The 25,025-nt window shown below is 74.5% G+C and carries 25 protein-coding genes; 20 read left to right on the plus strand and 5 right to left on the minus strand.

Translation table 11 applies throughout. The annotated features are described in order from the left end of the window. Positions 1-101: 101 nt before the first annotated feature. Positions 102-644 carry a transcriptional regulator BldD gene (gene bldD / locus O2V63_RS07000; protein WP_052091032.1) on the minus strand — a complete coding sequence of 181 codons (543 nt, stop codon included), beginning with the start codon at positions 642-644 and terminating at the stop codon, positions 102-104. A 253-nt stretch (positions 645-897) separates the two neighbouring features. Between bldD and pyrR the strand changes: the two genes are divergently transcribed. The 14 genes from pyrR to O2V63_RS07070 all read left to right on the plus strand — a co-directional run bounded on the left by pyrR (position 898) and on the right by O2V63_RS07070 (position 16,968). Further along, complete coding sequence (pyrR, locus tag O2V63_RS07005) at positions 898-1,521, plus strand: bifunctional pyr operon transcriptional regulator/uracil phosphoribosyltransferase PyrR (protein WP_269166814.1); 624 nt, start codon at positions 898-900, stop codon at positions 1,519-1,521. Then, entirely contained in the window at positions 1,518-2,438 is a 921-nt protein-coding gene (locus O2V63_RS07010; RefSeq protein WP_269166815.1) for an aspartate carbamoyltransferase catalytic subunit, read from the plus strand. The genes pyrR and O2V63_RS07010 overlap by 4 nt, the downstream gene beginning before the upstream one ends. Further along, on the plus strand, positions 2,435-3,721 hold the full coding sequence (locus O2V63_RS07015; RefSeq protein WP_269166816.1) for a dihydroorotase: 1,287 nt from the start codon (positions 2,435-2,437) through the stop codon (positions 3,719-3,721). Before O2V63_RS07010 ends, O2V63_RS07015 begins: the two co-directional genes overlap by 4 nt. After that, on the plus strand, positions 3,718-4,881 hold the full coding sequence (gene carA / locus O2V63_RS07020) for a glutamine-hydrolyzing carbamoyl-phosphate synthase small subunit (RefSeq protein WP_269166817.1): 1,164 nt from the start codon (positions 3,718-3,720) through the stop codon (positions 4,879-4,881). The genes O2V63_RS07015 and carA overlap by 4 nt, the downstream gene beginning before the upstream one ends. Then, positions 4,881-8,195, plus strand: coding sequence for a carbamoyl-phosphate synthase large subunit (gene carB / locus O2V63_RS07025; RefSeq protein WP_269166818.1), 3,315 nt, complete (start codon positions 4,881-4,883; stop codon positions 8,193-8,195). Before carA ends, carB begins: the two co-directional genes overlap by 1 nt. Continuing rightward, positions 8,192-9,556 carry a dihydroorotate oxidase gene (locus tag O2V63_RS07030; RefSeq protein ID WP_269166819.1) on the plus strand — a complete coding sequence of 455 codons (1,365 nt, stop codon included), beginning with the start codon at positions 8,192-8,194 and terminating at the stop codon, positions 9,554-9,556. The genes carB and O2V63_RS07030 overlap by 4 nt, the downstream gene beginning before the upstream one ends. Then, entirely contained in the window at positions 9,553-10,431 is an 879-nt protein-coding gene (gene pyrF / locus O2V63_RS07035) for an orotidine-5'-phosphate decarboxylase (protein ID WP_269166820.1), read from the plus strand. The genes O2V63_RS07030 and pyrF overlap by 4 nt, the downstream gene beginning before the upstream one ends. After that, complete coding sequence (locus O2V63_RS07040; protein WP_269166821.1) at positions 10,428-10,733, plus strand: hypothetical protein; 306 nt, start codon at positions 10,428-10,430, stop codon at positions 10,731-10,733. Before pyrF ends, O2V63_RS07040 begins: the two co-directional genes overlap by 4 nt. A gap of 217 nt (positions 10,734-10,950) precedes the next feature. Beyond that, on the plus strand, positions 10,951-11,280 hold the full coding sequence (mihF, locus tag O2V63_RS07045) for an integration host factor, actinobacterial type (protein WP_269162307.1): 330 nt from the start codon (positions 10,951-10,953) through the stop codon (positions 11,278-11,280). A gap of 50 nt (positions 11,281-11,330) precedes the next feature. Further along, positions 11,331-11,906, plus strand: a complete 576-nt coding sequence (gene gmk, locus O2V63_RS07050; RefSeq protein ID WP_036335032.1) for a guanylate kinase — start codon at positions 11,331-11,333, stop codon at positions 11,904-11,906. An 83-nt stretch (positions 11,907-11,989) separates the two neighbouring features. Then, positions 11,990-12,253 (plus strand): DNA-directed RNA polymerase subunit omega, encoded by a 264-nt coding sequence (gene rpoZ, locus O2V63_RS07055; RefSeq protein ID WP_269162309.1) that lies wholly within the window; start codon positions 11,990-11,992, stop codon positions 12,251-12,253. 128 nt (positions 12,254-12,381) lie between these two features. After that, positions 12,382-13,620: a bifunctional phosphopantothenoylcysteine decarboxylase/phosphopantothenate--cysteine ligase CoaBC gene (coaBC, locus tag O2V63_RS07060; protein ID WP_269166822.1), complete on the plus strand. Its 1,239-nt coding sequence runs from the start codon at positions 12,382-12,384 to the stop codon at positions 13,618-13,620. Positions 13,621-13,747: 127 nt separating this feature from the next. After that, on the plus strand, positions 13,748-14,974 hold the full coding sequence (metK, locus tag O2V63_RS07065; RefSeq protein WP_269166823.1) for a methionine adenosyltransferase: 1,227 nt from the start codon (positions 13,748-13,750) through the stop codon (positions 14,972-14,974). Between the two features lie 14 nt (positions 14,975-14,988). Next, positions 14,989-16,968, plus strand: a complete 1,980-nt coding sequence (locus tag O2V63_RS07070; RefSeq protein ID WP_269166948.1) for a primosomal protein N' — start codon at positions 14,989-14,991, stop codon at positions 16,966-16,968. 324 nt (positions 16,969-17,292) lie between these two features. Here O2V63_RS07070 and O2V63_RS07075 read toward each other — a convergent pair whose 3' ends face one another. After that, positions 17,293-17,481 carry a hypothetical protein gene (locus O2V63_RS07075; protein ID WP_269166824.1) on the minus strand — a complete coding sequence of 63 codons (189 nt, stop codon included), beginning with the start codon at positions 17,479-17,481 and terminating at the stop codon, positions 17,293-17,295. Positions 17,482-17,615: 134 nt separating this feature from the next. On the opposite strand from O2V63_RS07075, the gene O2V63_RS07080 reads away from it, so the two are divergent. Further along, the gene (locus tag O2V63_RS07080; protein ID WP_269166825.1) at positions 17,616-18,194 is read left to right on the plus strand and encodes a winged helix-turn-helix domain-containing protein; all 579 of its coding nucleotides are present in this window, start codon (positions 17,616-17,618) and stop codon (positions 18,192-18,194) included. Next, on the plus strand, positions 18,191-18,982 hold the full coding sequence (locus O2V63_RS07085; RefSeq protein WP_269166826.1) for an SRPBCC family protein: 792 nt from the start codon (positions 18,191-18,193) through the stop codon (positions 18,980-18,982). The genes O2V63_RS07080 and O2V63_RS07085 overlap by 4 nt, the downstream gene beginning before the upstream one ends. 33 nt (positions 18,983-19,015) lie before the next feature. Here O2V63_RS07085 and O2V63_RS07090 read toward each other — a convergent pair whose 3' ends face one another. Continuing rightward, a complete protein-coding gene (locus O2V63_RS07090; RefSeq protein ID WP_269166827.1) occupies positions 19,016-19,510 on the minus strand; it encodes a hypothetical protein in 495 nt (164 codons plus the stop codon). Positions 19,511-19,571: 61 nt separating this feature from the next. Here O2V63_RS07090 and def point away from each other — a divergent pair, with 61 nt between their 5' ends. The 4 genes from def to O2V63_RS07110 all read left to right on the plus strand — a co-directional run bounded on the left by def (position 19,572) and on the right by O2V63_RS07110 (position 22,961). Continuing rightward, positions 19,572-20,129 carry a peptide deformylase gene (gene def, locus O2V63_RS07095; protein ID WP_269166828.1) on the plus strand — a complete coding sequence of 186 codons (558 nt, stop codon included), beginning with the start codon at positions 19,572-19,574 and terminating at the stop codon, positions 20,127-20,129. Beyond that, complete coding sequence (fmt, locus tag O2V63_RS07100; protein WP_269166829.1) at positions 20,054-21,067, plus strand: methionyl-tRNA formyltransferase; 1,014 nt, start codon at positions 20,054-20,056, stop codon at positions 21,065-21,067. The genes def and fmt overlap by 76 nt, the downstream gene beginning before the upstream one ends. Further along, complete coding sequence (locus O2V63_RS07105) at positions 21,064-22,479, plus strand: RsmB/NOP family class I SAM-dependent RNA methyltransferase (protein ID WP_269166830.1); 1,416 nt, start codon at positions 21,064-21,066, stop codon at positions 22,477-22,479. Before fmt ends, O2V63_RS07105 begins: the two co-directional genes overlap by 4 nt. An 89-nt stretch (positions 22,480-22,568) precedes the next feature. Further along, on the plus strand, positions 22,569-22,961 hold the full coding sequence (locus O2V63_RS07110; protein ID WP_269166831.1) for a VOC family protein: 393 nt from the start codon (positions 22,569-22,571) through the stop codon (positions 22,959-22,961). Between the two features lie 10 nt (positions 22,962-22,971). On the opposite strand, the gene O2V63_RS07115 is transcribed toward O2V63_RS07110, so the two are convergent. Continuing rightward, entirely contained in the window at positions 22,972-23,409 is a 438-nt protein-coding gene (locus O2V63_RS07115; RefSeq protein WP_269166832.1) for a hypothetical protein, read from the minus strand. 98 nt (positions 23,410-23,507) lie between these two features. Next, complete coding sequence (locus O2V63_RS07120; RefSeq protein ID WP_269166833.1) at positions 23,508-24,986, minus strand: aldehyde dehydrogenase family protein; 1,479 nt, start codon at positions 24,984-24,986, stop codon at positions 23,508-23,510. Positions 24,987-25,025: the final 39 nt, after the last annotated feature.

Raw genomic sequence — 25,025 nt, forward strand, 5'->3', positions numbered from 1 at the left:
CCCCCCACCACTCGCAGGCTCGCGGCGGGGCCCTGCAACGGGGCCACTGACGCCGACGGCCCACTCCGCAGCGCGGAGTGGGCCGTTCGCGTCCGGTCCTGCTAGCGCGGGGCGCGGCGGCGGTCGCCCCAGTTCGCCTCGTCGTCGTCCTCGGTGGCGTAGCCGACGCCGTCGGCGCCCGGGGAGAGCACACCCCACTCGATGAGCCGGGTGGTCAGCTCGTCGGGGCTCATGTCGTAGATGATCGCCAGCGACTTGAGGTCCTCGGCGCGGATCGAGAGCACCTTGCCGTTGTAGTCGTGCCGCTGCGCCTGGATGGTCGAGGCGTAGCGGGCCAGCGGGCCGGCCTCGTCGGCGGGCAGCGAGCCCAGCGACTCCAGGTTGAGCACGATCTTGGTGCTCTTGGTGACCGCGGAGCTCGGCCGCGGGTCGGGCAGCAGCTCGGAGACGGGGACGCCGTAGAAGACGGCCAGCTCGGACAGCCGCTGCACGGTGACCGCCCGGTCGCCGCGCTCGTAGGAGCCGACGACGACGGCCTTCCACCGGCCGTGGGACTTGTCCTCCACGCCCTGCAACGACAGCCCTTGCTGGTTGCGGATGGCCCGCAGGCGGGCGCCCAGCGCCCTGGAGTAGTCGGTGCTCATGACCTCTGCTCACTGACTGTCGTCGGTAGGGAACGGTTCTGGTGACGCAGAGTACTGGCACAGCCCGCGCGGCGACAGTCCGGGAGCCCCCAACGGGTCAGATCCCGTTCACGTGGCCGTCTCCCGGGCGCGATGCGGGTCACCTGCGCCGGTGCAGTACCGTCGTCGCCGGTCCCACTCGCCGTCGGCCGATCCGGCCGGCGGCGCAGATCTCCTTTAACGACCCGTCCCGTGAGGCGGGGAAGGAGGCTTGATGACCATGTCATCAGAGCTGCCCGCACCACCGCCCACCGAGCCTGCCGCCGGTGGCCCCCCGCCGTTGCTGAGCGCGGACGACGTCGCCCGGGTGGTCGACCGGATCGCCCACCAGCTGATCGAGCGGGCCGCCAGCGCCTCGCCCGCCGGTGCCTCCGACGGTGGCCTCGCCGACCTGGTGCTCGTCGGCATCCCCACCCGCGGCGCCCCGCTGGCCCGCCGGCTGGCTGCCCGGATCGAGGCGTTCAGCGGCACGGCGGTCGACGTCGGCACCGTCGACATCACCCTCTACCGCGACGACCTGCGGCTGCGCGGGGTGCGTGCGCTGGAGGACACCCGGCTGCCGGGGGCGGGGGTCGACGGCCGGCTGGTGGTGCTCGTCGACGACGTCCTGTTCTCCGGCCGGTCGGTCCGCGCCGCCCTGGACGCCCTGCGTGACCTCGGCCGGCCCCGCGCGGTGCAGCTGGCGGTGCTGGTCGACCGCGGCCACCGGGAGCTGCCGATCCGGGCCGACTACGTGGGCAAGAACGTGCCGACCTCCCGCACGCAGTCGGTGAAGGTGCACCTGGCCGAGGTCGACGGGCTCGACGAGGTCCTGCTGACCGAGGGGGCGGACGCGTGAAGCGGCACCTGCTGGAGGCCGCCGACCTGGACCGGGCCGACGCGACCCTCGTCCTGGACACCGCCGGCCAGATCGAGTCGGCGCTCGCCGGCCGGGAGGTCAAGAAGCTCCCCACCCTGCGTGGGCGCACCGTGGTCAACCTCTTCTACGAGGACTCCACCCGCACCCGGATCTCCTTCGAGCTGGCGGCCAAGCGGCTCTCCGCCGACGTCATCAACTTCTCCGCCAAGGGCAGCAGCGTCTCCAAGGGCGAGAGCCTCAAGGACACCGCGCTGACCCTGGAGGCGATGGGCAGCGACGCGATCGTCATCCGGCACCAGGCCTCCGGCGCCCCGCACCGGCTGGCGCAGTGGGTGAAGGGCAGCGTCGTGAACGCCGGCGACGGCACCCACGAGCACCCCACCCAGGCGTTGCTGGACGCCTACACGATCCGGCAGCGGCTGGGCCGGCTCGACGGGGTGCGGGTGGTCCTCGTCGGCGACGTGCTGCACAGCCGGGTGGCCCGCTCCAACGTGTGGCTGCTGTCGACCCTGGGGGCGCAGGTCACGCTGGTCGCGCCGCCGACGCTGCTCCCCGTGGGGGTGGGCAGCTGGCCGGTGCAGGTCAGCTACGACCTGGACGCCGTCCTGTCCAAGGCCGACGTGGTGATGATGCTGCGGGTGCAGGCCGAGCGGATGAACGCCTCGTTCTTCCCCAGCGCCCGCGAGTACAGCCGCCGCTACGGCCTGGACGCGCGCCGGATGGCGGTGCTGCCGGACGACGCGATCGTCATGCACCCCGGCCCGATGAACCGTGGCATGGAGATCGCCGCCGAGGTGGCCGACTCGGCCCGCTCCACGATCGTCGACCAGGTCGGCAACGGCGTGAGCGTCCGCATGGCCGTCCTGTACCTGCTGTTGGGAGGGGCTCCCGAATGAGTCTGCTGATCACGAACGCCCGCCCGTACGGCGAGGACGCCGTCGACATCCGCATCGAGGACGGCCGGATCGCCGCGATCGGGCCGGGCCTGGAAGCCGACGGCGCCCAGGTGGTCGACGCGGCCGGGTTGGTCGCGTTGCCCGGTCTGGTCGACCTGCACACCCACCTGCGCGAGCCGGGCCGGGAGGACGCCGAGACGGTCGAGACCGGCAGCCGGGCCGCGGCGCTGGGCGGGTTCACCGCGGTGCACGCGATGGCCAACACCGACCCGGTCGCCGACACCGCCGGCGTGGTCGAGCAGGTCTGGCGGCTGGGCCAGGAGGCCGGGCTGGTCGACGTCGTCCCGGTCGGGGCGGTCACCGTCGGCCTGCGCGGGGAACGGCTGGCCGAACTCGGCGCGATGGCCGACTCCGCAGCCCGCGTGCGGGTGTTCTCCGACGACGGGCACTGTGTCGCCGACCCGGCGCTGATGCGCCGCGCCCTGGAGTACGTCAAGGCGCTGGACGGCGTCGTCGCCCAGCACGCCGAGGAGCCCCGGCTCACCGTGGGCGCCCAGATGAACGAGGGCGACCGCTCGGCCCGGCTCGGGCTGGTCGGCTGGCCGGCCGCGGCCGAGGAGGCGGTGATCGCCCGCGACGTGCTGCTGGCCGGGCACGTCGGCGCCCGGCTGCACGTCTGCCACGTCTCGACGGCGGGTTCGGTGGACATCCTGCGCTGGGCGAAGTCGCGGGGGGTCCAGGTGACCGCCGAGGTCACCCCGCACCACCTGCTGCTCACCGACGAGTGCGCGGAGACCTACGACCCGGTGTTCAAGGTGAACCCGCCGCTGCGCAGCGACGCCGACGTCCAGGCGCTCCGTGCGGGGCTGGCCGACGGCACGATCGACGCCGTCGCCACCGACCACGCCCCGCACGCGGTCGAGGACAAGGAGAGCGAGTGGGCCTCGGCCCGCCCGGGGATGCTCGGCCTGGAGCAGGCGCTCTCGATCGTCGTGCAGACCATGGTCGAGCCCGGGCTGCTCGACTGGCGCGGCGTCGCCGACCGCATGTCGGTCCGACCGGCGGCCATCGGCCGTCTGGACGGGCACGGCCGCCCGCTCGCCGTCGGCGAGCCGGCCAGCCTGCTGCTGCTGGACCCCACGCACCGGGCCACCGTCGACCCGGCCGCGCTGGCCAGCCGCAGCCGCAACAGCCCCTATGCCGGCCGGGAGCTCCCCGGCCGGGTGGTCGCCACGTTCCTGCGGGGCACGGCGACCGTGCTCGACGGAAAGGCACAGAAGTGAACGACGCGATCCTCGTGCTCGAGGACGGCAGGACCTTCCACGGCGACGCCTATGGCGCGACCGGGACGACGGTCGGCGAGGCGGTGTTCTCCACCGGGATGACCGGCTACCAGGAGACCCTCACCGACCCCAGCTACGCGGGCCAGATCGTCACCATGACCGCGCCGCACGTGGGCAACACCGGCGTCAACGGCGAGGACGACGAGAGCCGCCGCATGTGGGTGGCCGGTTTCGTGGTGCGCGACCCGGCGCGGCGTCCGGCCAACTGGCGGGCCACCGGGAGCCTGGGCGACGAGCTGGTCGCCCAGGGGGTCGTGGGCATCAGCGGCATCGACACCCGGGCGCTCACCCGCCACCTGCGGGACCGCGGGGCGATGCGCGCCGGGATCAGCAGCGAGCTGGGTGCCGAGGAGCTGCTGGCCCGGGTGACCGCGAGCGAGTCGATGACCGGCGCGGACCTGGCGCCCTCGGTGAGCACCGGGCAGCCGTACGTGGTGCCGGCGGTGGGGGAGAAGCGGTTCACCATCGCCGCCCTGGACCTGGGCATCAAGACCGCCACCCCGCGGTACCTGGCCGAGCTCGGCGTCGAGACGCACGTGCTCCCCGCGACCGCGACCGCCGAGCAGCTGCTCGAGCACGGGGTGGACGGCGTCTTCGTCTCCAACGGGCCCGGCGATCCGGCGGCCGCCGACTACGCGGTCGCCGCGGTGCGCGGGGTGCTGGAGGCCCGCCGTCCGCTGTTCGGCATCTGCTTCGGCAACCAGATCCTCGGCCGCGCCCTGGGCCTGGGCACCTACAAGCTGCGCTTCGGGCACCGCGGGCTGAACCAGCCGGTGCTGGACCGGGTCAGCGGCACGGTGCGGGTCACCAGCCACAACCACGGCTTCGCCGTCGACGCCCCGCTGGACCGGCCGACCGACACCCCGTTCGGGCCGGTCGAGGTCAGCCACGTCGGGCTCAACGACCAGGTGGTCGAGGGCCTGCGGCTGCTGGAGACACCGGCGTTCAGCGTGCAGTTCCACCCGGAGGCCGCGGCCGGGCCGCACGACGCCAACCCGTTGTTCGGCCGGTTCGTCGACCTGATGACCGCTGAACGGGAACGCGGCAGCGCGGTCACGCCCCCGCCGATCGTCGACCACACCACGGGGGAGAAGGCCTGATGCCCAAGCGGACAGACCTGCAGCACGTGCTCGTGATCGGCTCCGGGCCGATCGTCATCGGCCAGGCCAGCGAGTTCGACTACTCGGGGACCCAGGCCTGCCGGGTGCTCAAGGCCGAGGGGCTGCGGGTCAGCCTGGTCAACAGCAACCCGGCCACGATCATGACCGACCCCGAGGTCGCCGACGCCACCTACGTGGAGCCGCTGACCCCGGAGTTCGTCGAGCGGGTGATCGCCAAGGAGCGCCCCGACGCGCTGCTGGCCACCCTGGGCGGCCAGACGGCGCTGAACCTCGCCATCGGGCTGTACGAGAACGGCGTGCTGGAGAAGTACGGCGTCCAGCTCATCGGCGCCGACGTCGACGCGATCAACCGCGGCGAGGACCGGCAGAAGTTCAAGGACATCGTGCGCTCCATCGGCGCCGACGCCCCGCGCTCGACGGTCTGCGGGACCGTCGAGGAGGCGCTGGCCACCGCCGCCGAGGTCGGCTACCCGGTGGTCATCCGGCCCAGCTTCACCATGGGCGGGCTGGGCTCGGGCATCGCCACCGACGAGCCGATGCTGCGCCGGATGGCCGGCCACGGGCTGGCCGACTCTCCCGTGCACACCGTGCTCATCGAGGAGTCGGTGCTGGGCTGGAAGGAGTTCGAGCTCGAGCTGATGCGCGACCGCAGCGACAACGTGGTGGTCATCTGCTCGATCGAGAACATCGACGCGATGGGCGTGCACACCGGTGACTCGGTGACCGTCGCGCCGGCGATGACGCTCACCGACCGCGAGTACCAGCAGATGCGCGACGTCGGCATCGCCGTGCTGCGCGAGGTCGGGGTGGACACCGGTGGCTGCAACATCCAGTTCGCCGTGCACCCGGAGACCGGCCGGCTGGTCGTGATCGAGATGAACCCGCGGGTGTCGCGGTCGAGTGCCCTGGCATCGAAGGCCACCGGCTTCCCGATCGCCAAGATCGCCGCGAAGCTGGCCATCGGCTACACCCTGGACGAGATCACCAACGACATCACCGGGGTCACCCCGGCGTCGTTCGAGCCGTCGCTGGACTACGTGGTGGTGAAGATCCCGCGCTTCGCCTTCGAGAAGTTCCCCGGGGCGGACCCGCGGCTGACCACGACGATGAAGAGCGTCGGCGAGGTCATGGCGATGGGCCGCAACTTCACCGAGGCGCTGGGCAAGGCGATGCGCTCGACGGAGACCTCGGCGGCCGGGTTCTGGACCGACGCCGCCCAGCCCGCGGACGCCGCGGCGCTGGTGGAGCAGCTGCGCACCCCCGTCGACGGCCGGCTCTACACCGCCCAGCGGGCCCTGGCCGCCGGCGCCACGGTCGAGCAGGTCGCGGAGGCCAGCGGGTTCGACACCTGGTTCGTCGACCAGATCGCCCTGGTCAACGAGATCGGCGAGGAGGTGCGGGAGGCGCCGTCGCTCACCCCGGAGCTGCTGCGCCGGGCCAAGCGGCACGGCCTGTCCGACCGCCAGGTGGCCGTGCTGCGGCCGGAGCTGGCGGGGGAGGACGGCGTCCGCACGCTGCGCTGGCGGCTGGGCATCCGGCCGGTCTACAAGACCGTGGACACCTGCGCCGCCGAGTTCGCCGCCCGGACGCCGTACCACTACTCCTCCTACGACTCCGAGACCGAGGTGGAGCCGCGGGAGCGGCCGGCGGTGCTGATCCTCGGGTCGGGGCCGAACCGGATCGGGCAGGGCGTGGAGTTCGACTACTCCTGCGTGCACGCGGTGATGGCCCTGCAGGACGCCGGCTACGAGGCGGTGATGGTCAACTGCAACCCGGAGACCGTCTCCACCGACTACGACACCGCCGACCGGCTGTACTTCGAGCCGCTCACCTTCGAGGACGTCCTGGAGGTCGTGGAGGCCGAGCGCGCTGCCGGCCCGGTCGCCGGGGTCATCTGCACCTTGGGCGGGCAGACCCCGCTGGGCCTGGCGCAGAGGCTGAAGGACGCCGGCGTCCCGGTGCTGGGCACCTCGCCGGAGGCGATCGACGCCGCCGAGGACCGCGGCGAGTTCTCCCGGGTGCTGTCCGACACCGGCCTGCTCGCACCCAAGCACGGCATGGCCACGACGTCGGCCGAGGCCGTGGCGATCGCAGCGTCCATCGGCTACCCGGTGCTGGTGCGGCCCTCCTACGTGCTCGGCGGGCGCGGGATGGAGATCGTCTACGAGGACGCCATGCTGGAGGCCTACATCACCAAGGCCACCGACGTGAGCGCCGACCACCCGGTGCTGGTCGACCGGTTCCTCGAGGACGCCGTGGAGATCGACGTCGACGCGCTCTACGACGGCACCGACCTGTACCTGGGCGGGGTCATGGAGCACATCGAGGAGGCCGGGATCCACTCCGGCGACTCGGCGTGCGCGCTGCCGCCGATCACCCTGGGCGGGGAGGACCTGCAGGCCATCCGGCGGGCCACCGAGGCGCTCGCGTCCCGGATCGGTGTGCGCGGGCTGATGAACGTGCAGTACGCGCTGAAGGACGACGTCCTCTACGTGCTGGAGGCCAACCCGCGCGCCAGCCGCACGGTGCCGTTCGTGTCGAAGGTGACCGCGGTGCAGCTGGCCAAGGCCGCGGCCCGGATCGCGGTCGGCCAGACGATCGCCCACCTGCGCACCGCGGGCGTGCTGCCGGCCACCGGGGACGGCACCGACCTGCCGGTCGACGGGCCGATCGCGGTGAAGGAGGCGGTGCTGCCGTTCCACCGGTTCCGCACCATCGAGGGGCAGGGCGTGGACACCGTGCTCGGGCCGGAGATGAAGTCGACCGGTGAGGTGATGGGCATCGACGCGGAGTTCGGGACCGCGTTCGCCAAGTCCCAGGCCGCCGCCTACGGCGACCTGCCGACCGGGGGCACGGTGTTCGTGTCGCTGGCCAACCGGGACAAGCGCTCGGCGGTCTTCCCGGTGAAGCGGCTGGCCGACCTCGGCTTCCGGGTGCTGGCCACCGTCGGCACCGCCCAGGTGCTCCGCCGCAACGGGGTGTCCTGCGAGGTGGTCGGGAAGTTCTCGCAGGGCCCGGGCAACATCGTCGAGCGGATCCTGGCCGGCGAGATCGACCTGGTGGTCAACACCCCGTTCGGCACGCCGGGCAACAGCGGCCCGCGGCTGGACGGGTACGAGATCCGCGCCGCCGCGGTGAGCGCCGGCATCCCGTGCATCACCACCGTGCAGGGGATGGCGGCCACCGTGCAGGGCGTGGAGTCGCTGCGCCGCGGCGACATCGGGGTGCGCAGCCTGCAGGACCTGCACGAGTCGCTGGCCGCCGCCCAGGCGGCGGCCGGGACCACGGCGTGACGGGGGGCGGGGGCGCGACCGCTGCGGCCGAGCTGGGCCGGGAGGCGCGCGCGGCCGGGCTGACCGGCCCGGTGCTCCGGGCCCTGCACACCGCCGCCGTCGCCCGCCTGGACGGCGCCCCCGCCCCCGAACCGGTCTGGCTCACCGAGCTGACGACCGCACTCGACCGGGACGGGCTGGACGCCGACGACCTGCCCGCCCTGGTCCGGCTGCTGGCCACCACCGGGCAACACCGGCTGCTGGCCCGCGCCGGTGTGCGCTTCCCCGCCTACGCCCTCACCGACGACGTGGCGGCCGCGCGCGTGGGGCCGCCGGGGCCGCGGTTGCCGGTCCGGCCGCGGGCCGCCGGCAGCTGGCAGGTGCTCGGCCGGCGGACCGGGTTCCCGATCGGCGTGCCCGCCTGCCCGATGACCGGCACCGCCGCCTGGGTGCAGTACCTGGCCGGCAACGGCTTCAACCTGCTCACCTACAAGACCGTCCGCAGTCGGGCGCACGCGGCCAACGAGTTCCCGAACTGGGCGTTCGTCCCCGCGGTCCGCGAGCCGTTCCCGCTCGGGAGTCCACCGCCGGTGGTCACCGCCGAGCCGTCGGACTGGGTGCCGCCCGGAGACCCGGCGGTGACCAGCGCGAACTCCTTCGGGGTGCCGTCGCCGGACCCGGCGGTGTGGACCGAGGACGTCGCCGCCGCCGTCCGGTGTCTGGCCGACGACCAGCTGCTGCTGGTCAGCGTGCTGGGGGAGGACCTCGGCGAGGGCCCGCCGCAGCTGCAGGCGATCGCCGAGGACTTCGCCCGCACGGCGCGGCTGGCCGAGTCCGCCGGCGCCCCGGTGGTGGAGCTCAACCTGTCCTGCCCCAACGCGCTGGACCCAGCGCGGGGCGGGGTGCAGCCGCCGATCTGCCTCGATGCCGCGCTGACCACGGCGATCGTCGAGACCACCCGGCGCGCGCTGTCCAGCAGCACCGGGCTGGTCGCCAAGCTCTCCTGGCTGGACGCACCCGCGCTGGCCGGTCTGCTGCCGCGGATCGCCCCGCACCTGGACGGGGTGGCCGCGATCAACACGGTGCAGTGCGCGGTGCAGCGCGCCGACGGCCGGCCCACCTTCCCGGGGCGGCCGCTGGCCGGGGTCTCCGGCGCCGCGGTGCGCGACCTCGCCCTGGACTTCACCGCCCGCCTGCTGGACCTGCGGGCGGCCGGCGGCTTCGACTTCGACGTCCTGGCGATGGGCGGGGTGACCGACCCGGCGAGCTGCGCGGCGCTGCTGGAGCTCGGCGCGGCCGGCGTGCAGACCGCCACCGGCGCCTTCGCCGACCCGTTCCTCGCCCGGGCGTGCGTCACCGAGCTCGCCGGGGCTGCGGCGTGAGCGGCACCTTCGGGGAGCGGCTGGCCGACGCCGTCGCCGCCCGGGGTCCGCTCTGCGTGGGCATCGACCCGCACGTGCCGCTGCTGGAGCGCTGGGGGCTGCCCGACAGCCCCGACGGGCTGGCCCGGTTCACCGACGCCGTCGTGGACGCGCTGGCCGGGCACGTGGCGGTGCTCAAGCCACAGCTGGCCTTCTACGAACGGCACGGCTCCCGCGGGCTGGCCGTGCTCGAGGACGCCGTCGTCCGGGCCCGGGCGGCCGGGGCGCTGGTGCTGCTGGACGCCAAGCGCGGTGACATCGGCTCCACGATGGACGCCTACGCCGACTACCTGCGCCCCGAGCACCCGCTCGCCGTCGACGCCCTGACGGTCAGCCCGTTCCTGGGCCCGCGGTCCCTGCAGCCGGCCGTGGACACCGCCCGCCTGCACGGCGGCGGGCTGTTCGTGCTGGCCCGCACCTCGAACCCGGACGCCGGCACGCTGCAGCACGCGCTGGTGGGGGAGCGGACCGCCGCCCAGGTCGTCATCGACACCGTGCGCGGCTGGAACACCCCGGGGTGGGTGGTGGGCGACCCGCTGCCCGACATCGCCGCAGTGCGCGACCTGGCGGGCCGGTGGGGCCCGAGCACGGGCTCGTTCGGCGTCGTCGTGGGCGCCACCCTGCCCGACCTGGACGTCGACCTCGACGGGCTCGGCGGGCCGGTGCTCGCTCCGGGCCTGGGCGCCCAGGGCGGGTCGGCCGCCGACCTGCGCCGGCTGTTCGGGACCGGACGCGCCGTCGTCCCCACCGTCTCCCGCGACGTGCTGCAGGCGGGGCCGGACGCAGGTGCTCTGCGGGCCGCTGCCGACCGGTGGACGGCCGAGCTCACCGCGTGAGGCGCGTCGCGCCCTGGCTGGTGCTCGCCATCGGTGCCGGTCTGGCGGCCGCCGGGGTGGTGGTCCTCTGGCTGGCCGACACCCGGCCGCCCACGTGGACCGCCTACTCCGGCTCCTACGAGCCGCTCGTCCCCGACTCCGTCGCGGCGTACGAGAGCGACCTGGTGCTCACCTTCGACGGTGGTCCCACCCTGCTGTGGGGGCAGCAGCACCTGGTCGGCGCCGGGCTGCTGGTGGGCGGGCTGCTGGTCCTCACCGGCGTGGGCGGATTCCTCCTCGGTCGGCGACGACGCGCCGTCTGACCAGCGGTGACGGCACGGTTACTGCACCGTCCGGTCCGATCGCGTGTCCGTGCAGCACACCGACCCGGCGCAGATGACACGGGGTCCAGGATGACCAGCGGGTTCGAGGTGACTAGGTTGGCGCCCAGGCTCACACCGAGGGCCGCCGTCCAGGCACACTCCACACCGAACGACACCGCCGGTCGCAGCGCCGGCACGAACACGATTGGGTTGCTCCGTGCCCCTTCCCGAACTGACCCCCGAACAGCGCGCCGCTGCCCTGGAGAAGGCCGCCGCGGCCCGCAAGGCCCGTGCCGAACTTCGTGAGCGGCTGAAGACCAAGGGCGCGACGGTCGGCGACGTCCTCAAGCAGGGTGAGACCGACGAGGTCATCGGCAAGATGCGCGTCTCCGCGGTGCTCGAGTCCCTCCCCGGGGTCGGCAAGGCGCGTGCTGCCAAGATCATGGAGCGCCTCGAGATCTCCCCGACCCGTCGCGTCCGTGGTCTCGGCGCCAACCAGCGCAAGGCGCTGGAGGCCGAGTTCGCCGGCGAGGTCGTCGAGCCCTGAGCACGTCCCTGTCCCGACCGACGCACACCCCCAGCCCGAGGACGCCGAGCGTGGCCCGCACCCCTGCCCGCCTGACGGTCCTCTCGGGTCCCTCCGGGGTCGGGAAGGGCACGGTCGTCGCCGAGGTCCGGCGCCGGCACCCCGAGGTCTGGGTGTCGGTGTCGGTCACCACGCGGGCCCCGAGGCCCGGCGAGGTGGACGGCGAGCACTACTGGTTCGTCGACGCCGAGTACTTCGACTGGCTGATCGAGCACGACGGCCTGCTCGAGTGGGCCGAGTACGCGGGCAACCGCTACGGCACCCCGGTCGCGCCGGTCCAGGAGCAGCTGGCCTCCGGTGCCCCGGCGCTGCTGGAGATCGAGCTGCAGGGCGCCCGGCAGGTGCGCGAGCGCGCGCCGGAGGCACAACTGGTCTTCCTGGCGCCGCCGTCCTGGGCGGAGCTGGTCAGCCGGCTGGCTGGCCGGGGCACCGAGCACCCCGAGGTGCAGTCCCGCCGGCTGGCGCTCGCCCAGGCCGAGCTGGACGCCTCCGGGGAGTTCGACGTGGTCGTCGTGAACGACGACGTGGCCAGGGCCGCCGACGAGTTGGTAGGCTTGCTGACTGCGTCTCCCCCCGCTGGTCCCTGACCGCGGCCGAGGGCGCACCCGAGGCGACCGAGCGGAGCCATCCGCCGCCCGCCCGCACACCGAGTTGAGGAGCACGCCCGCCCGTGTCCGGAGTCGCACCTGCCCCTGAGGGCATCACCAACCCGCCGATCGACGAGCTGCTCGAGCGGACCACCAGCAAGTACGGGCTGGTCATCTACGCCGCCAAGCGCGCGCGTCAGATCAACGCCTACTACAGCCAGCTCTCCGAGGGCCTGCTGGAGTACGTCGGCCCGCTGGTCGACACCGCGCCCCAGGAGAAGCCGCTCTCCATCGCGCTCCGCGAGATCAACGACGGCCTGCTGGCCCACACCGCCGGCGAGAACTAAGAGGACTCCCTCGCCCCCGCCGCTCGCACGTTCGCGGCGGGACCCTGCGAGAGGGCCGAACGGCCCCGAACTGATGAGGGAGCCCCCGGCTGGTGCCGGGGGCTTCGTCGTGCGTGGAGGATGGACCCATGAGCCAGATCGTCCTGGGCGTGGGTGGCGGCGTCGCGGCCTACAAGTCCGCGCTGCTGCTGCGCGCCCTCACCGAGTCCGGCCACGACGTCCGGGTGGTGCCCACGGTCTCCGCGCTGCGCTTCGTCGGTGCCGCGACGTTCGAGGCGCTCAGCGGCAACCCGGTGTCCACCGAGGTCTGGGACGACGTGCCCGAGGTGGCCCACGTCCGGATCGGGCAGACCGCCGACCTGGTCCTGGTCAACCCGGCCACCGCGGACCTGCTCGCCCGGGCAGCGGCCGGCCGGGCCGACGACCTGCTCACCGCGACGCTCCTCACCGCGCACTGCCCGGTCGTCTTCGTGCCGGCCATGCACACCGAGATGTGGCAGCACCCGGCCACCCAGGACAACGTCGCGACGCTGCGCCGCCGCGGAGCCGTCGTGCTGCCCCCCGCGGTGGGGCGGCTCACCGGCCCGGACTCCGGCCCCGGACGGCTGCCCGAGCCGGCCGACGTCGCCGCACTGGCCGAGCTGGTGCTGTCCGCCGGCGCCGGCGCGCTCACCCCCGACCTCGATGGTCGCCGGGTCGTGATCAGCGCCGGTGGCACCCGGGAGCCGCTGGACCCGGTGCGGTTCCTGGGCAACCGCTCGTCCGGGCTGCAGGGCTGGGCGCTGGCCCGGGTCGCCGCCGCCCGGGGCGCCGAGGTGGTGCTGGTCGCCGCCAACGTCGAGCGGCCGGCCCCGTTCGGGGTGCGGGTGGTCCCGGTCGAGACCGCCGAGGAGCTGCGGCTCGCGATGCACAGTGAGTCGTCCGGTCGGGAGACGGCGCGCCCGGCCGACGTCGTGGTCATGGCCGCCGCCGTCGCCGACTTCCGGCCGACGACGGTCGCCGGCAGCAAGCTGAAGAAGGGCGGGGCCACCGAGCCCAGCTCGCTGGAGCTGGTCCGCAACCCCGACGTCCTGGTCGAGCTCGTGGGCGCCCGGCCGGCCGGGCAGCTCGTCGTCGGCTTCGCCGCGGAGACCGGCGACGCCGAGGGCGACGTGCTGACCCACGCCCGCGCCAAGCTGGCCCGCAAGGGCGTCGACCTGCTGGTGGTCAACGACGTCTCCGCCGGCCGGGTCTTCGGCCGGTCGGAGAACGAGGTGACGGTGCTGGCCGCCGACGGGACGGCGACCGCCGTGCCGGCCGGTCGCAAGGACGCGGTCGCCGCCGCGATCTGGGACGTGGTGGCCGACCGGGTCGTCCCGCAGGCGTGACGTCAGCGCCTCACCGAACGGGCGTCGGCTCCCGCCGGTAGCCTCAGCCGTCGGGCCGACCACTGCCGTGGTGCAGCCCGGCCGACCGCGAACAACGCGCTCGGCAGCCGACTGCAGGGAGAACCGAGTGCCACGCCGTCTCTTCACGTCCGAGTCGGTGACCGAGGGCCACCCCGACAAGATCGCCGACCAGATCAGCGACTCGATCCTGGACGCGATGCTCGCGCAGGACCCGCGCAGCCGCGTCGCCGTCGAGACCCTCATCACCACCGGCCAGGTGCACATCGCCGGTGAGGTCACCACCTCCGGCTACGTCGACATCGCCGACATCGTGCGCAAGACGATCCTCGGCATCGGCTACGACTCCTCCCGCAAGGGCTTCGACGGCGCCTCCTGCGGCGTCAGCGTCTCCATCGGCGCGCAGTCCCCGGACATCGCCCAGGGCGTGGACACCGGCTACGAGGCGCGCAAGGCCGAGCTGAGCGCGGCCGAGCACCGGGCCGCGGTGGCCGACGACCTGATCGAGCGGCAGGGGGCCGGCGACCAGGGGCTGATGTTCGGGTTCGCCACCGACGAGACGCCCGAGCTGATGCCGCTGCCGATCGCGCTGGCGCACCGGCTGTCCCGGCGGCTGTCGGCGGTCCGCAAGGACGGGTCGGTGCCCTACCTGCGTCCGGACGGCAAGACCCAGGTCACCGTGGTCTACGAGGACGACCGCCCGGTCGCCGTGGACACCGTGGTGGTCTCCTCCCAGCACGCCGAGGACATCTCCATCGACACGCTGCTGGCCCCCGACGTCCAGGAGCTGGTGGTCGAGCCCGCGCTGCGCGAGCTGGGCCTGCCGACCACCGGCTACCGGCTGCTGGTGAACCCGACCGGCAAGTTCGTCATCGGTGGCCCGATGGGCGACGCCGGGCTGACCGGCCGCAAGATCATCGTCGACACCTACGGCGGCATGGCCCGGCACGGCGGCGGTGCCTTCTCCGGCAAGGACCCCTCGAAGGTCGACCGGTCCGGCGCCTACGCGATGCGCTGGGTGGCCAAGAACGTCGTCGCCGCCGGGCTGGCCCGCCGCTGCGAGGTGCAGGTCGCCTACGCGATCGGTGCCGCGCACCCGGTCGGCCTCTTCGTCGAGACCTTCGGCACCAACACGGTGCCGGAGGAGGCGCTGGAGAAGGCGATCACCGCGGTGTTCGACCTGCGGCCCGGTGCGATCGTGCGGGACCTGGACCTGCTGCGGCCGATCTACGCCCCGACGGCGGCCTACGGCCACTTCGGGCGCACCGACGTCGAGCTGCCCTGGGAGCGACTGGACCGCGTCGACGCGCTGAAGTCGGCGGTGGGCGTCTCCTGAGCGCGGCACGACTGATCGACGACGACCCGGGCACCCGCACACAGCGGGTCGCCCGGGTCGTCGTCGATGTGCCGTTGGCGCACCTGGACCGGCCCTTCGACTACGCCGTCCCCGAGGAGCTCGCCGAGCAGGTGGTGGCCGGCTGCCGGGTCCGGGTGCGGTTCGCCGGCAAGCTGGTGGACGGCGTCGTCCTGGAGCTGGCCGGTGACACCGACCACACCGGCAAGCTGGCCCCGCTGGCCAAGGTGGTCTCCGCCGAGCCCGTGCTCACCCCCGAGGTCGCCGAGCTGGCCCGCTCGGTCGCCGACCGCTACGCCGGGTCGCTCACCGACGTGCTGCGGCTGGCCCTGCCACCGCGCCGCGGCGCCCCGGAGAAGCGGCCCCGGCTCGACCCGCCGCCCCCGCCGGAGGCCCCCGACCCGGCGGGCTTCGCCCGCTACCCGACCGGGCCGCAGCTGCTGACCGCGGTGGCCGAGGGACGGGCGGCCCGCGCGGTGTGGACGGCGCTGCCCGGGGAGGACTGGCCGACCCGGCTGGCCGAGCTGGCGCAGGCCGCGCTGTCGGGCGGGCGCGGCGCGCTCGTCGTCGTCCCCGACGGCAAGGACCTGGACCGGCTGGCCGCCGCGGCCGAGCGGCTGCTGCCGGCCGGTTCGGTCGCGGTGCTGCGCGCCGACTCCTCGCCGGACACCCGCTACGGGCGCTTCCTCGCCGCCTCCCGCGGCACCGCCCAGGTGGTGCTCGGCACCCGCGGCTCGGTGTTCGCGCCGGTGCGTGAGCTGGGCCTGGTGGCGATCTGGGACGACGGCGACGACCTGCACGCCGAGCCGCGGGCGCCCTACCCGCACGCCCGGGACGTGCTGGTGCACCGGGCGCACCTGGCCTCCTGCGCGGCCGTGGTCGCCGGCACGGCGCGCACCGCGGAGGCGGCACTGCTGGTGGAGTCCGGGTGGGCGCACGAGCTGATCGCCGACCGGGCCACCCTGCGGGCCGCCGCGCCGCGGGTGGAGGCCCTCGGCAGCGACTTCGAGCTGGCCCGGGACCCGGCCGCGCGCTCGGCCCGGTTGCCCACGCTCGGGTTCACCGTGGCCCGGCGCGCGTTGGCCGACGGCGCCCCCGTGCTGATCCAGGTGCCGCGCTCCGGGTACGTGCCCTCGCTGGTCTGCGACCGCTGCCGGGCGCCGGCCCGCTGCGCGCACTGCGCCGGCCCGCTGGGGATCGCGCCGGCGCCCGGGCCGAACGGGGTGCGGATCGCGGCTTGTCGGTGGTGCGCCCGCCCGGCGGCGACCTTCGACTGCCCGCACTGTCACGGCACCAAGCTGCGGGCCGCCGTGATCGGCGCCTCTCGCACGGCGGAGGAGCTGGGCCGGGCGTTCCCCGGAGCGGCCGTGCGGGTCTCCGGCCGCAGCTCCGGCGTGCTGGCGGAGGTCTCCGGTGACCCGGCGATCGTGGTGGCCACGCCGGGGGCGGAGCCGGTGGCCGAGGGCGGCTACGGCGCGGCGCTGCTGCTGGACTCCTGGGCACTGCTGGGCCGGGCCGACCTGCGGGCGGGGGAGGAGACGATGCGCCGCTGGATGAACGCCGCCGGGCTGGTGCGGGCCGGCGGCCAGGTGGTGGTCGCCGCCGACGCCGCGCACCCGGTCGTGCAGGCGCTGGTGCGCTGGGACCCGGCCGGGCTGGCCACCCGGGAGCTGGCCGACCGCCGCGAACTCGGCTTCCCGCCGGTCACCCGGATGGCCTCGCTGTCGGCGTCACCGGCGGCGCTGGCGGACTTCCTCGCGGCGCTGCGGCTGCCCGAGGGCGCCGACGTCCTCGGTCCGGTGCCCGAGCCCCCGCGGCCGGGGCAGGAGGGCGAACGGGAGCGCTACCTGGTCCGGGTGCGGCGCAGCGACGGGGCGGCCCTGGCGCGGGCGCTGCACGACGTCCAGGGAGTGCGCAGCGCCAAGAAGGTCGCCGAGCACGTCCGCGTGCAGCTGGACCCGCTCGAGCTGGCCTAGGGAGCGTCTCTCACGTGCGGGTCCAGGGCGAGACGGTCCTCGATCACCTCGTGAAGGCACGGCGGGTCGACGTCACCGACGCTGCGCCAGGTGGCGATCTCGCTCGCCCCCGGACGGGAGCCGCAGCGACGCCGTAGCGCTCTCCACCCTGGCCACCGGGCAGACGCCAGCAGAAGCCCTCGTCGACCAGCGTGAACTGGGTGGACGACCACGTGAGCTGGGTGAGGACCCCGCCCCCACCGCTTGCGGGCTCGCGAGCTCGCAAGCCCGCGACAGGGCTCAGCAGGGGGCCAACTGCACCACCACTCACAGGCCCGCCCGGAGCTACCTCCGGCGGGCCTGCAGTGCGTCGAGGCCCAAGCCGACGGCCACCCCGGTGCTGAGGCCGACTGCCAGGTTGTCCAGCACGGTGAGCCCCAGCGCCGTGCCCAGCGACATGCCCAGGGCGAGGCCGGTGCCCGACTGCCAGCGGGGCTGGTCGGCGGGGGACGACGACTCGGGTGGCTCGGCCATGCCGGCACCCTAGGTGTCGTGGACAACCTGCCTGGTCACGACACCCAGGCGTACCCAGCCGTCCCGTCGGCGGCCGCGGTGTGGGCGTCGCAGAAGACCTTGACAACTTTTCTTGTCAGGGGCACGGTCGCGGCATGCAGGACGTCGAGGTCATCGAGGACGCGGAGGCAGCGGCCGCCGCGCTGGACCCGGTCCGGGCCCAGCTGCTCGGCGAGCTGGCCGTCCCGGCCTCCGCCGCCGGGCTCGCCGCCCGGGTCGGCATCGCGCGCCAGAAGGTCAACTACCACCTCAGGGCGCTGGAGGCGCACGGTCTGGTGAGGCTGGCCGAGGAGCGCCGGCACGGGGGCATCACCGAACGGGTGCTGCAGGCGTCGGCGGCATCGTACGTCGTGTCGCCGGCGGCCGTCAGCGCGTCCGCGGCCGATCCGGACGCCAACGCCGACCACCTGTCGGCGGGCTACCTCGTCGCGCTGGCCGGCCGGCTGGTGCGCGAGGTCGGCGCCCTGGCGCGCCGGGCCGGTGCGTCCGGCACGCGCCTGCCGACGCTGACCATCGACACGGAGATCGGCTTCCGGTCGGCCGCCGACCGGGCTGCCTTCGCCGACGACCTGACCGCGGCGGTGCTCGACCTGGCCGCTCGGTACCACCACGACGACGGGCGCCCGCACCGGCTCGTCGTCGCCGCCCACCCCGTTCCCGAGGAGAGAACATGAGCACGACCACGGACGTCCCGTACCGGCTGGAGTTCAGCGTCGAGGTCCCGGGCACCCCGGAACAGGTCTGGCAGGCCATCGCGACCGCCCGGGGCCTGAACTCCTGGTTCCTGCCGACGGAGCTGGAGGAGCGCGAGGGCGGCTCCCTGCACTTCGCCATGGGCCCCGAGATGGGCTCGGACGGCCGGGTCACCGGCTGGGACCCGCCGCGCCGCATCGCCTACGAAGAGGACTGGGCCGCCCTGATGGGCAAGGACCCGGACGCGCTGAGCCCGCTGAAGTCGGAGTTCCTCGTCGAGGCGCAGTCCGGCGGCACCTGCGTCGTGCGGGTCACCAGCAGCGGCTTCGGGACCGGCGCCGCCTGGGAGTCGGAGTGGTGGGACGACATGGGCTCGAGCTGGCGGCCCTTCTTCGACAACCTGCGCCTCTACCTGGCGCACTTCCCCGGCCAGGAGGCCACGCAGCTGGAGGCCACCGCCTCCCACCCCGGCGACGCGGGAGCGCTCTGGTCGACCGTGCGCGACGCGCTCAACCTGGGTGCGGAAGGCGCGACGGTCGAGGTGCGCGGCGCCACCGGCACGGTCGAGCGGGTCGGCGAGCGGCAGGCGCTGGTCCGGCTCACCGCACCGGTTCCCGGGATGCTCAGCGTCTTCACGTACGGCGAGGGAGACGGCACGGCGATGGCGGGCGTGCGGGCGTACCTGTTCTCCGCCGACGCCGCGGACCACGTGCGGCGCGAGCAACCGGCCTGGCAGGCCTGGCTGCAGCAGCTCTCCGTCCCGGCCTGACCTCCTGCACCTGGTGCCCGGGCTGCCGGGTGGTCAGTCGATCGGCTGGTCCAGCAGCTGCGCCAGTTCGGCGTCCAGCTGGGCGGCGGCCATGTCCTCGATGGCGCGCTCGGTCGCCCGGCGCCAGCGCACCGGGAGCGTCGTGGCGGCGGCGCCCACCCCGGTCACGATCCCGACCAGCAGGTGCGGGCGCGGGTGGCCGCGCCGGCGCAGCGCCCGGACGGCCGGGCGGTGCACGGCCGTCGCCGCCAGCCCCCAGCCGGCCGTCGCGAGCGCCTGGTGGCGGGTCACCGCCTGGTCGGCGGGGGACGCCGACTCGACCGGCATGCCCTGGAAGGTGCGCCGCAGCGAGGGCAGGTCGTGGGCCACCGTGTCGGCGGCGACCGCGGTCAGCAGCGCCAGGTACACCCGTGCGCGGGCCGCGGACCGAGGCGGCAGGTCGAGGGCCGCCTCGGCACCGCCGACCGTCAGGCCGTCGACGAGGGTGCTGATCACAGCGTGGACGCGGTGCGAGGCGAGTGAGGCCATTGCTGCACCGTAGCCAGATCACCCTGCGGGCGCCGCTGCGCACGGCACCTAGGATCGTCGGGTGAGCGTCACCCCGATCCGGATCATGGGCGACCCGGTGCTCCGCACCCCGGCCGCCCCCGTCGTCGACTTCGACGCCGAACTGCGTCAGCTCGTCGCCGACCTGACCGACACCATGCACGCGGCCGGCGGCGCCGGCATCGCGGCGCCGCAGATCGGCGTCGGTCTCCGCGTGTTCACCTGGTACGTCGACGGCGAGGTCGGCCACCTGGTCAACCCCGACGTGACGCCGGTGGGCGAGGAGACCGAGTCCGACGCCGAGGGCTGCCTGTCCATCCCCGGCTTCCGGTTCGACTGCCGCCGGCACCTCTACGTCGCCGCCACGGGGTGGGACATGCACGGCGAGCCGATCCGGGTGGAGGGCTCGCACAAGCTGGCGCGGGCCATCCAGCACGAGACCGACCACCTCGACGGCGTGCTCTTCGTCGACCGGCTCGACGCCGAGGCCCGCGCCGCCGCCCTGGACGTGCTGCAGGGTGCGGAGTGGCAGGGCGCGCAGGCCTGGCTGCCCGACGGGTCGCCGGTACCGGCACCCGTGGTGAAGGTGAGCCCCCACTGAGGCTCCTGTTCGCCGGTACCCCGGCGCCGGCCGTCGTCGCCCTCGACGCGCTGCTGGACTCCGCCCACGAGGTCGTCGCCGTCCTCACCCGTCCCGACGCGCCGTCCGGCCGCGGCCGGCGCACCAGCCGGTCGCCGGTCGCCGAGCGCGCCGACACCGCTGACATCCCGGTGCTGCAGCCCCGCTCGCCGCGGGAGCCGGAGTTCCTGTCCCAGCTCGCCGACCTCGCCGTCGACTGCGCCCCGGTCGTCGCCTACGGCGCCCTGGTGCCGCCGGCGGCCCTGCAGGTCCCGCGGCACGGCTGGGTGAACCTGCACTTCTCGCTGCTGCCCGCCTGGCGCGGTGCAGCACCGGTGCAGCACGCGATCATGGCCGGCGACGAGGTCACCGGCGCGGCCACCTTCCAGCTGGAGGCCGGGCTGGACACCGGCCCGGTCCTCGGCGTCGTCACCGAGCCGATCGGGGCCACCGACACCGCCGGCGACCTGCTGGACCGGCTGGCGGTCAGCGGAGCCCGGCTGCTGGTCGCGACGCTGGACGGCATCGCCGACGGCTCGTTGCGGCCCGAGCCCCAGCCGGCCGAGGGGGTCAGCCTGGCCCCGCGGATCGAGACCGCGGACGCCCAGGTCGACTGGACCCTGCCGGCCCACGCCGTCGACCGGCGGGTGCGCGGCGTGACGCCGGCCCCGGGGGCATGGACGACGTGGCGAGGCAACCGGCTGCGGCTGGCGCCGGTCGAGCCGCTGTCGTCGTCGCTGGCCCTCGAGCCCGGGGAGCTGTCGATCGGGTCGACCGGTGTGCTGGTGGGCACCGGACGCGGCGCCGTCCGGCTCTCGTCGGTGCAACCGGCCGGCAAGAAGATGCTCCCGGCGGCCGACTGGGCGCGCGGTGCGCGCCTGGAACCGGGCGAGCGACTCGGTGAGCAGGTGGGCGCATGACCGGCCCGGAGAGGCGGGCCGGCCACAAGCGGCGGAACGACCCCGGCACCGGCAACCAGCGGCCCCAGTCCCGACGGCACCGGCCGACGCTGGACGGTGCCCGGCTGACCGCCTACGACGTGCTCGACGGCGTCTCCAGCCGGGCGGCCTACGCCAACCTGCTGCTGCCCCAGCTGCTGCGCGAGCGGCAGCTCGAACCCCGGGACGCCGCCTTCGCCACCCAGCTGGCCTACGGCACGCTGCGCGCCACCGGCACCCTGGACGCCGTCCTGACCACGCTGGTGTCCCGGCCGCTGGCCGAGCTCGACCCCAAGGTGCTGGACCTGCTGCGGCTGGGCGCCTACCAGCTGATCGACCTGCGGGTCCCGGCGCACGCCGCGGTCGACACCACCGTCGCCCTCACCCGGGCGATCGTCGGCACCGGCGCCTCCGGGCTGGTCAACGCGGTGCTGCGCAAGGTCGCCGCCGGCGGTGACCGGGCCGCCTGGGTCGCCACCCTCGCCCCGGCCGACGACGACGAACGGCTGACCCTCACCACCGACCACCCGCGCTGGATCGTCGAGGCGTGGCGCGAGGCGCTGGCCGACGACACCGAGGTCGAGGCCGCGCTGCTCGCCGACGACGCCGCACCCGAGGTGCACCTGGTCGCCCGGCACGTCGACCGGGACGAGCTGGCCGCCGACTCCGGTGGCGAGCCCGGGCCGTGGTCGCCGCACGCCGTCCGGCTGCACGGCGGTGACCCCGGCAAGCTGGCCGCGATCCGCTCCGGTGCGGCCGCGGTGCAGGACGAGGGCAGCCAGCTGGCCGCGCTCGCCCTGGTCCGGGCGCCGCTGGAGGGCCCGGACGCGCGCTGGCTGGACATGTGCGCCGGCCCGGGTGGCAAGGCGGGCCTGCTGGCCGCCGTCCGGCCGGCCGGGGTGCACCTGACCGCCGCCGACCGCAGCGAGCACCGCGCCGAGCTGGTGCGCGGCGCCCTGGCCGGTGCCGACGACGTCGAGGTGCTCGTCAGTGATGCCACGGCGCCGAGCTGGCCGGCCGGGTCATTCGACCGGGTGCTGCTGGACGCACCCTGCACCGGGCTGGGTGCGCTGCGCCGCCGGCCGGAGGTGCGCTGGCGCCGGACGGCTGCCGACGTCGAGCCGCTGGCCGAGCTGCAGCGGCAGCTGCTGGACAGCGCACTCGCCTCGGTGCGGCCCGGGGGAGTGGTCGCCTACGTGACCTGCTCCCCGCACGCCGCCGAGACCGTCGCCGTGGTCGACGCGGTCGCCGGCCGGGACGACGTCGAGGTGCTCCCGGTGGCCCCGCTGTTCCCCGAGGTACCGGGCATCGAGCGCGGCGAGCACGCCCAGCTGTGGCCGCACCGGCACGGCACCGACGCGATGTTCATGGCGCTGCTCCGCCGCACCCGCTGAGAGCGGGCGGCCGGGGCGGCTGCCGACCCGTCCTGGGCAGGTGGACAATCCGGTGGACGTCGCCGACGTCGCCCGGAGAGGCTGCGGACATGGCAGCACTCCTCTCCCACGTCTCCGTCGACAGCCACGACGCCCACGCGCAGTCGCTCTTCTGGGGGGCGGTGCTCGGCTGGGCCGACGACCCTGCCGACCCGAACGAGACCGGGGACGAGGAGTGCATGGTCTTCTCGCCCGACGGCCGGCAGCGGCTGCTGTTCATCGAGGTCCCCGAGGGGAAGTCGGTCAAGAACCGCCTGCACCTGGACCTCCGCCCGGCGACGGGCACCCGGGACGAGGAACTGCCACGGCTGCTCGAGCTGGGCGCCGTGCTGCTCGAGGACCGGCGTCGCGGCGACGGCAGCGGCTGGTACGTCCTGGGCGACCCGGAGGGCAACGAGTTCTGCCTGCTGGTGAGCGAGGCCGAACGGGCCGCGTCCCGCTGACGGGTCGGCGTCAGCCGGCGTCGCCGGCCGGGTCGGTGCCCCGGCGGGTCAGCTGCTCATGTCGCTCCTGCGCCTCCTGCGCACCGTCCAGGCCCAGCCGGTCCGCGATCTGCGCCCAGGTCAGCCCCTCACCGCGGGCCATGGTCAGCAGGCCGAGTTCCAGGTCGTCGGTCTCCGCCCGCAGCAGCGGGAGCAGGCTGAGGGCAGCGACCAGGTCCTCGCCCTGCACCGAGGGCTCGGCGTCGTCGGTGTAGGCGAGGCTGCCGCCGGCCAGGCCGGCCACCAGCCGGACCGCCTCGTGCGGGCTCACCATGTGCGGGTTCAGCAGCCGCACCCTCGCCTCCGGTGTGGCCGCGTACCGCTCGTAGAGGCGGACCAGCGCGGCGTACTGGTTCACCGGTGGGCTGGGAGAGGCCGCGGCGCCGGACCGGTCGGGGTGCAGGGACATGCGGTCAGCGTGGAGCGCCGGCCGGCCGGTGGGCAACGGGATTCCCCATCCCCGGTCGGCGTTCCCGCGGGAACGCCGACCGGGAACGCAGGAGTGGCTCAGAAGGGGAACTTGCGCTTGGTGTGCTGGACGCTCACCCAGTGGTCGGTGGTGAACTCCTCGATCGCCCAGTCGCCACCGAACCGGCCCAGCCCCGAGTCCTTCTCCCCGCCGAACGCGGTGTTGTTCTCGTCGTTGAGCGGGGAGTCGTTGACGTGGGTCATCCCGGCCTCCACCCGCAGCGCGAACTGCACGCCGCGCAGGGTGTCCTCGGTGAACACGGCGCTGGACAGCCCGTACTCGGTGTCGTTGGCGATCGCCAGCGCGTCGTCCTCGTCCCGGGCCCGGATGATCGTCGCGACCGGCCCGAACATCTCGGTGCGGGCGCTGGTCACCTCGTTGCTGCCGAGCAGCACGTGCGGGGGCAGCACCGACCCGATCGGGCCGGTGGGGTCGCCGCCGAGGAGCTGCTGGGCGCCGTCGGCGATCGACTGGGCGACCTTCTCCTGGATGCCCTCGAGCTGCTTGGCGTTGATGATCGGGCCGATCACCGTGTCCGCCTCGGCCGGGTCGCCGGCCTTGAGCCCGCGCACCCGCTCGACGTAGCGCTCGACGAACTCGTCGTGCACGGCGTCGTCCACGATGATCCGGTTGGTGATCATGCAGACCTGGCCCTGGTGGAAGAACTTGCCGAACACTGCGGCGTCCACCGCGTAGCCGACGTCGGCGTCGTCCAGCACCACCAGCGGGCCGTTGCCGCCGAGCTCCAGCGAGAGCTTCTTCAGCCCGGCCTTCTCGGCGATCCCCTTGCCCACCGGGGTGGAGCCGGTGAAGGAGACGACCCGCGGTGTCGGGTGGGCGACGATCGCGTCACCGATGTCGCTGCCCGAGCCGATCAGCACCGACAGCAGCCCCTCGGGCAGCCCGGCCTCCTCGTAGACCTTGGCCAGCAGCAGCCCACCGGTCACCGGGGTGTCGCCGGCGGGCTTGAGGACGACGGCGTTGCCGGTGGCCAGCGCAGGTGCCACCGAGCGGTTGGACAGGTGCATCGGCACGTTCCACGGGCTGATGACGGCGACGACGCCGACCGGACGCCGGTAGACGCGGCTCTCCTTGCCCTCGATGTCGGCGGGCAGGATCCGGCCCTCGACGCGGTAGGGGTAGGACGACGCCTCGTGGAAGTCCCGCAGCGTGATGGCGTACTCGAACGCGGCGGCCGGGGCGGCAGCGCCGCTCTCCTTGATGTGCCAGTCGACGATCTCGTCCTTGCGGTCCTCCATCACCCGGGCGGCGCGGCGCATGACGTCGGCGCGCTCGCTGGGCAGCCGGGCGGCCCAGTCCCGCTGGGCCTCCTTCGCCCGGGCGTAGGCCTCGTCGAGGTCGTCGGCGTTGGCGAGCGGGATCTCGGTCAGGGTCTCGCCGGTGTAGGGGTTGGTGTCGGTCGCGGTCTTCCCGGCCCGGCCGGCGCGCCAGGTGCCGGCGATCGGCATCCGGTCGAAGCCGTCGTAGGGGGCAGGTGCTGAGTTGTCCGATGCCATGCCAGGACGCCTACCCGGACGTGCACAACGGACACGTCC

It is taken from the genome of Modestobacter sp. VKM Ac-2977, from assembly GCF_026968045.1.
In the GTDB taxonomy this organism is placed as follows: domain Bacteria; phylum Actinomycetota; class Actinomycetes; order Mycobacteriales; family Geodermatophilaceae; genus Modestobacter.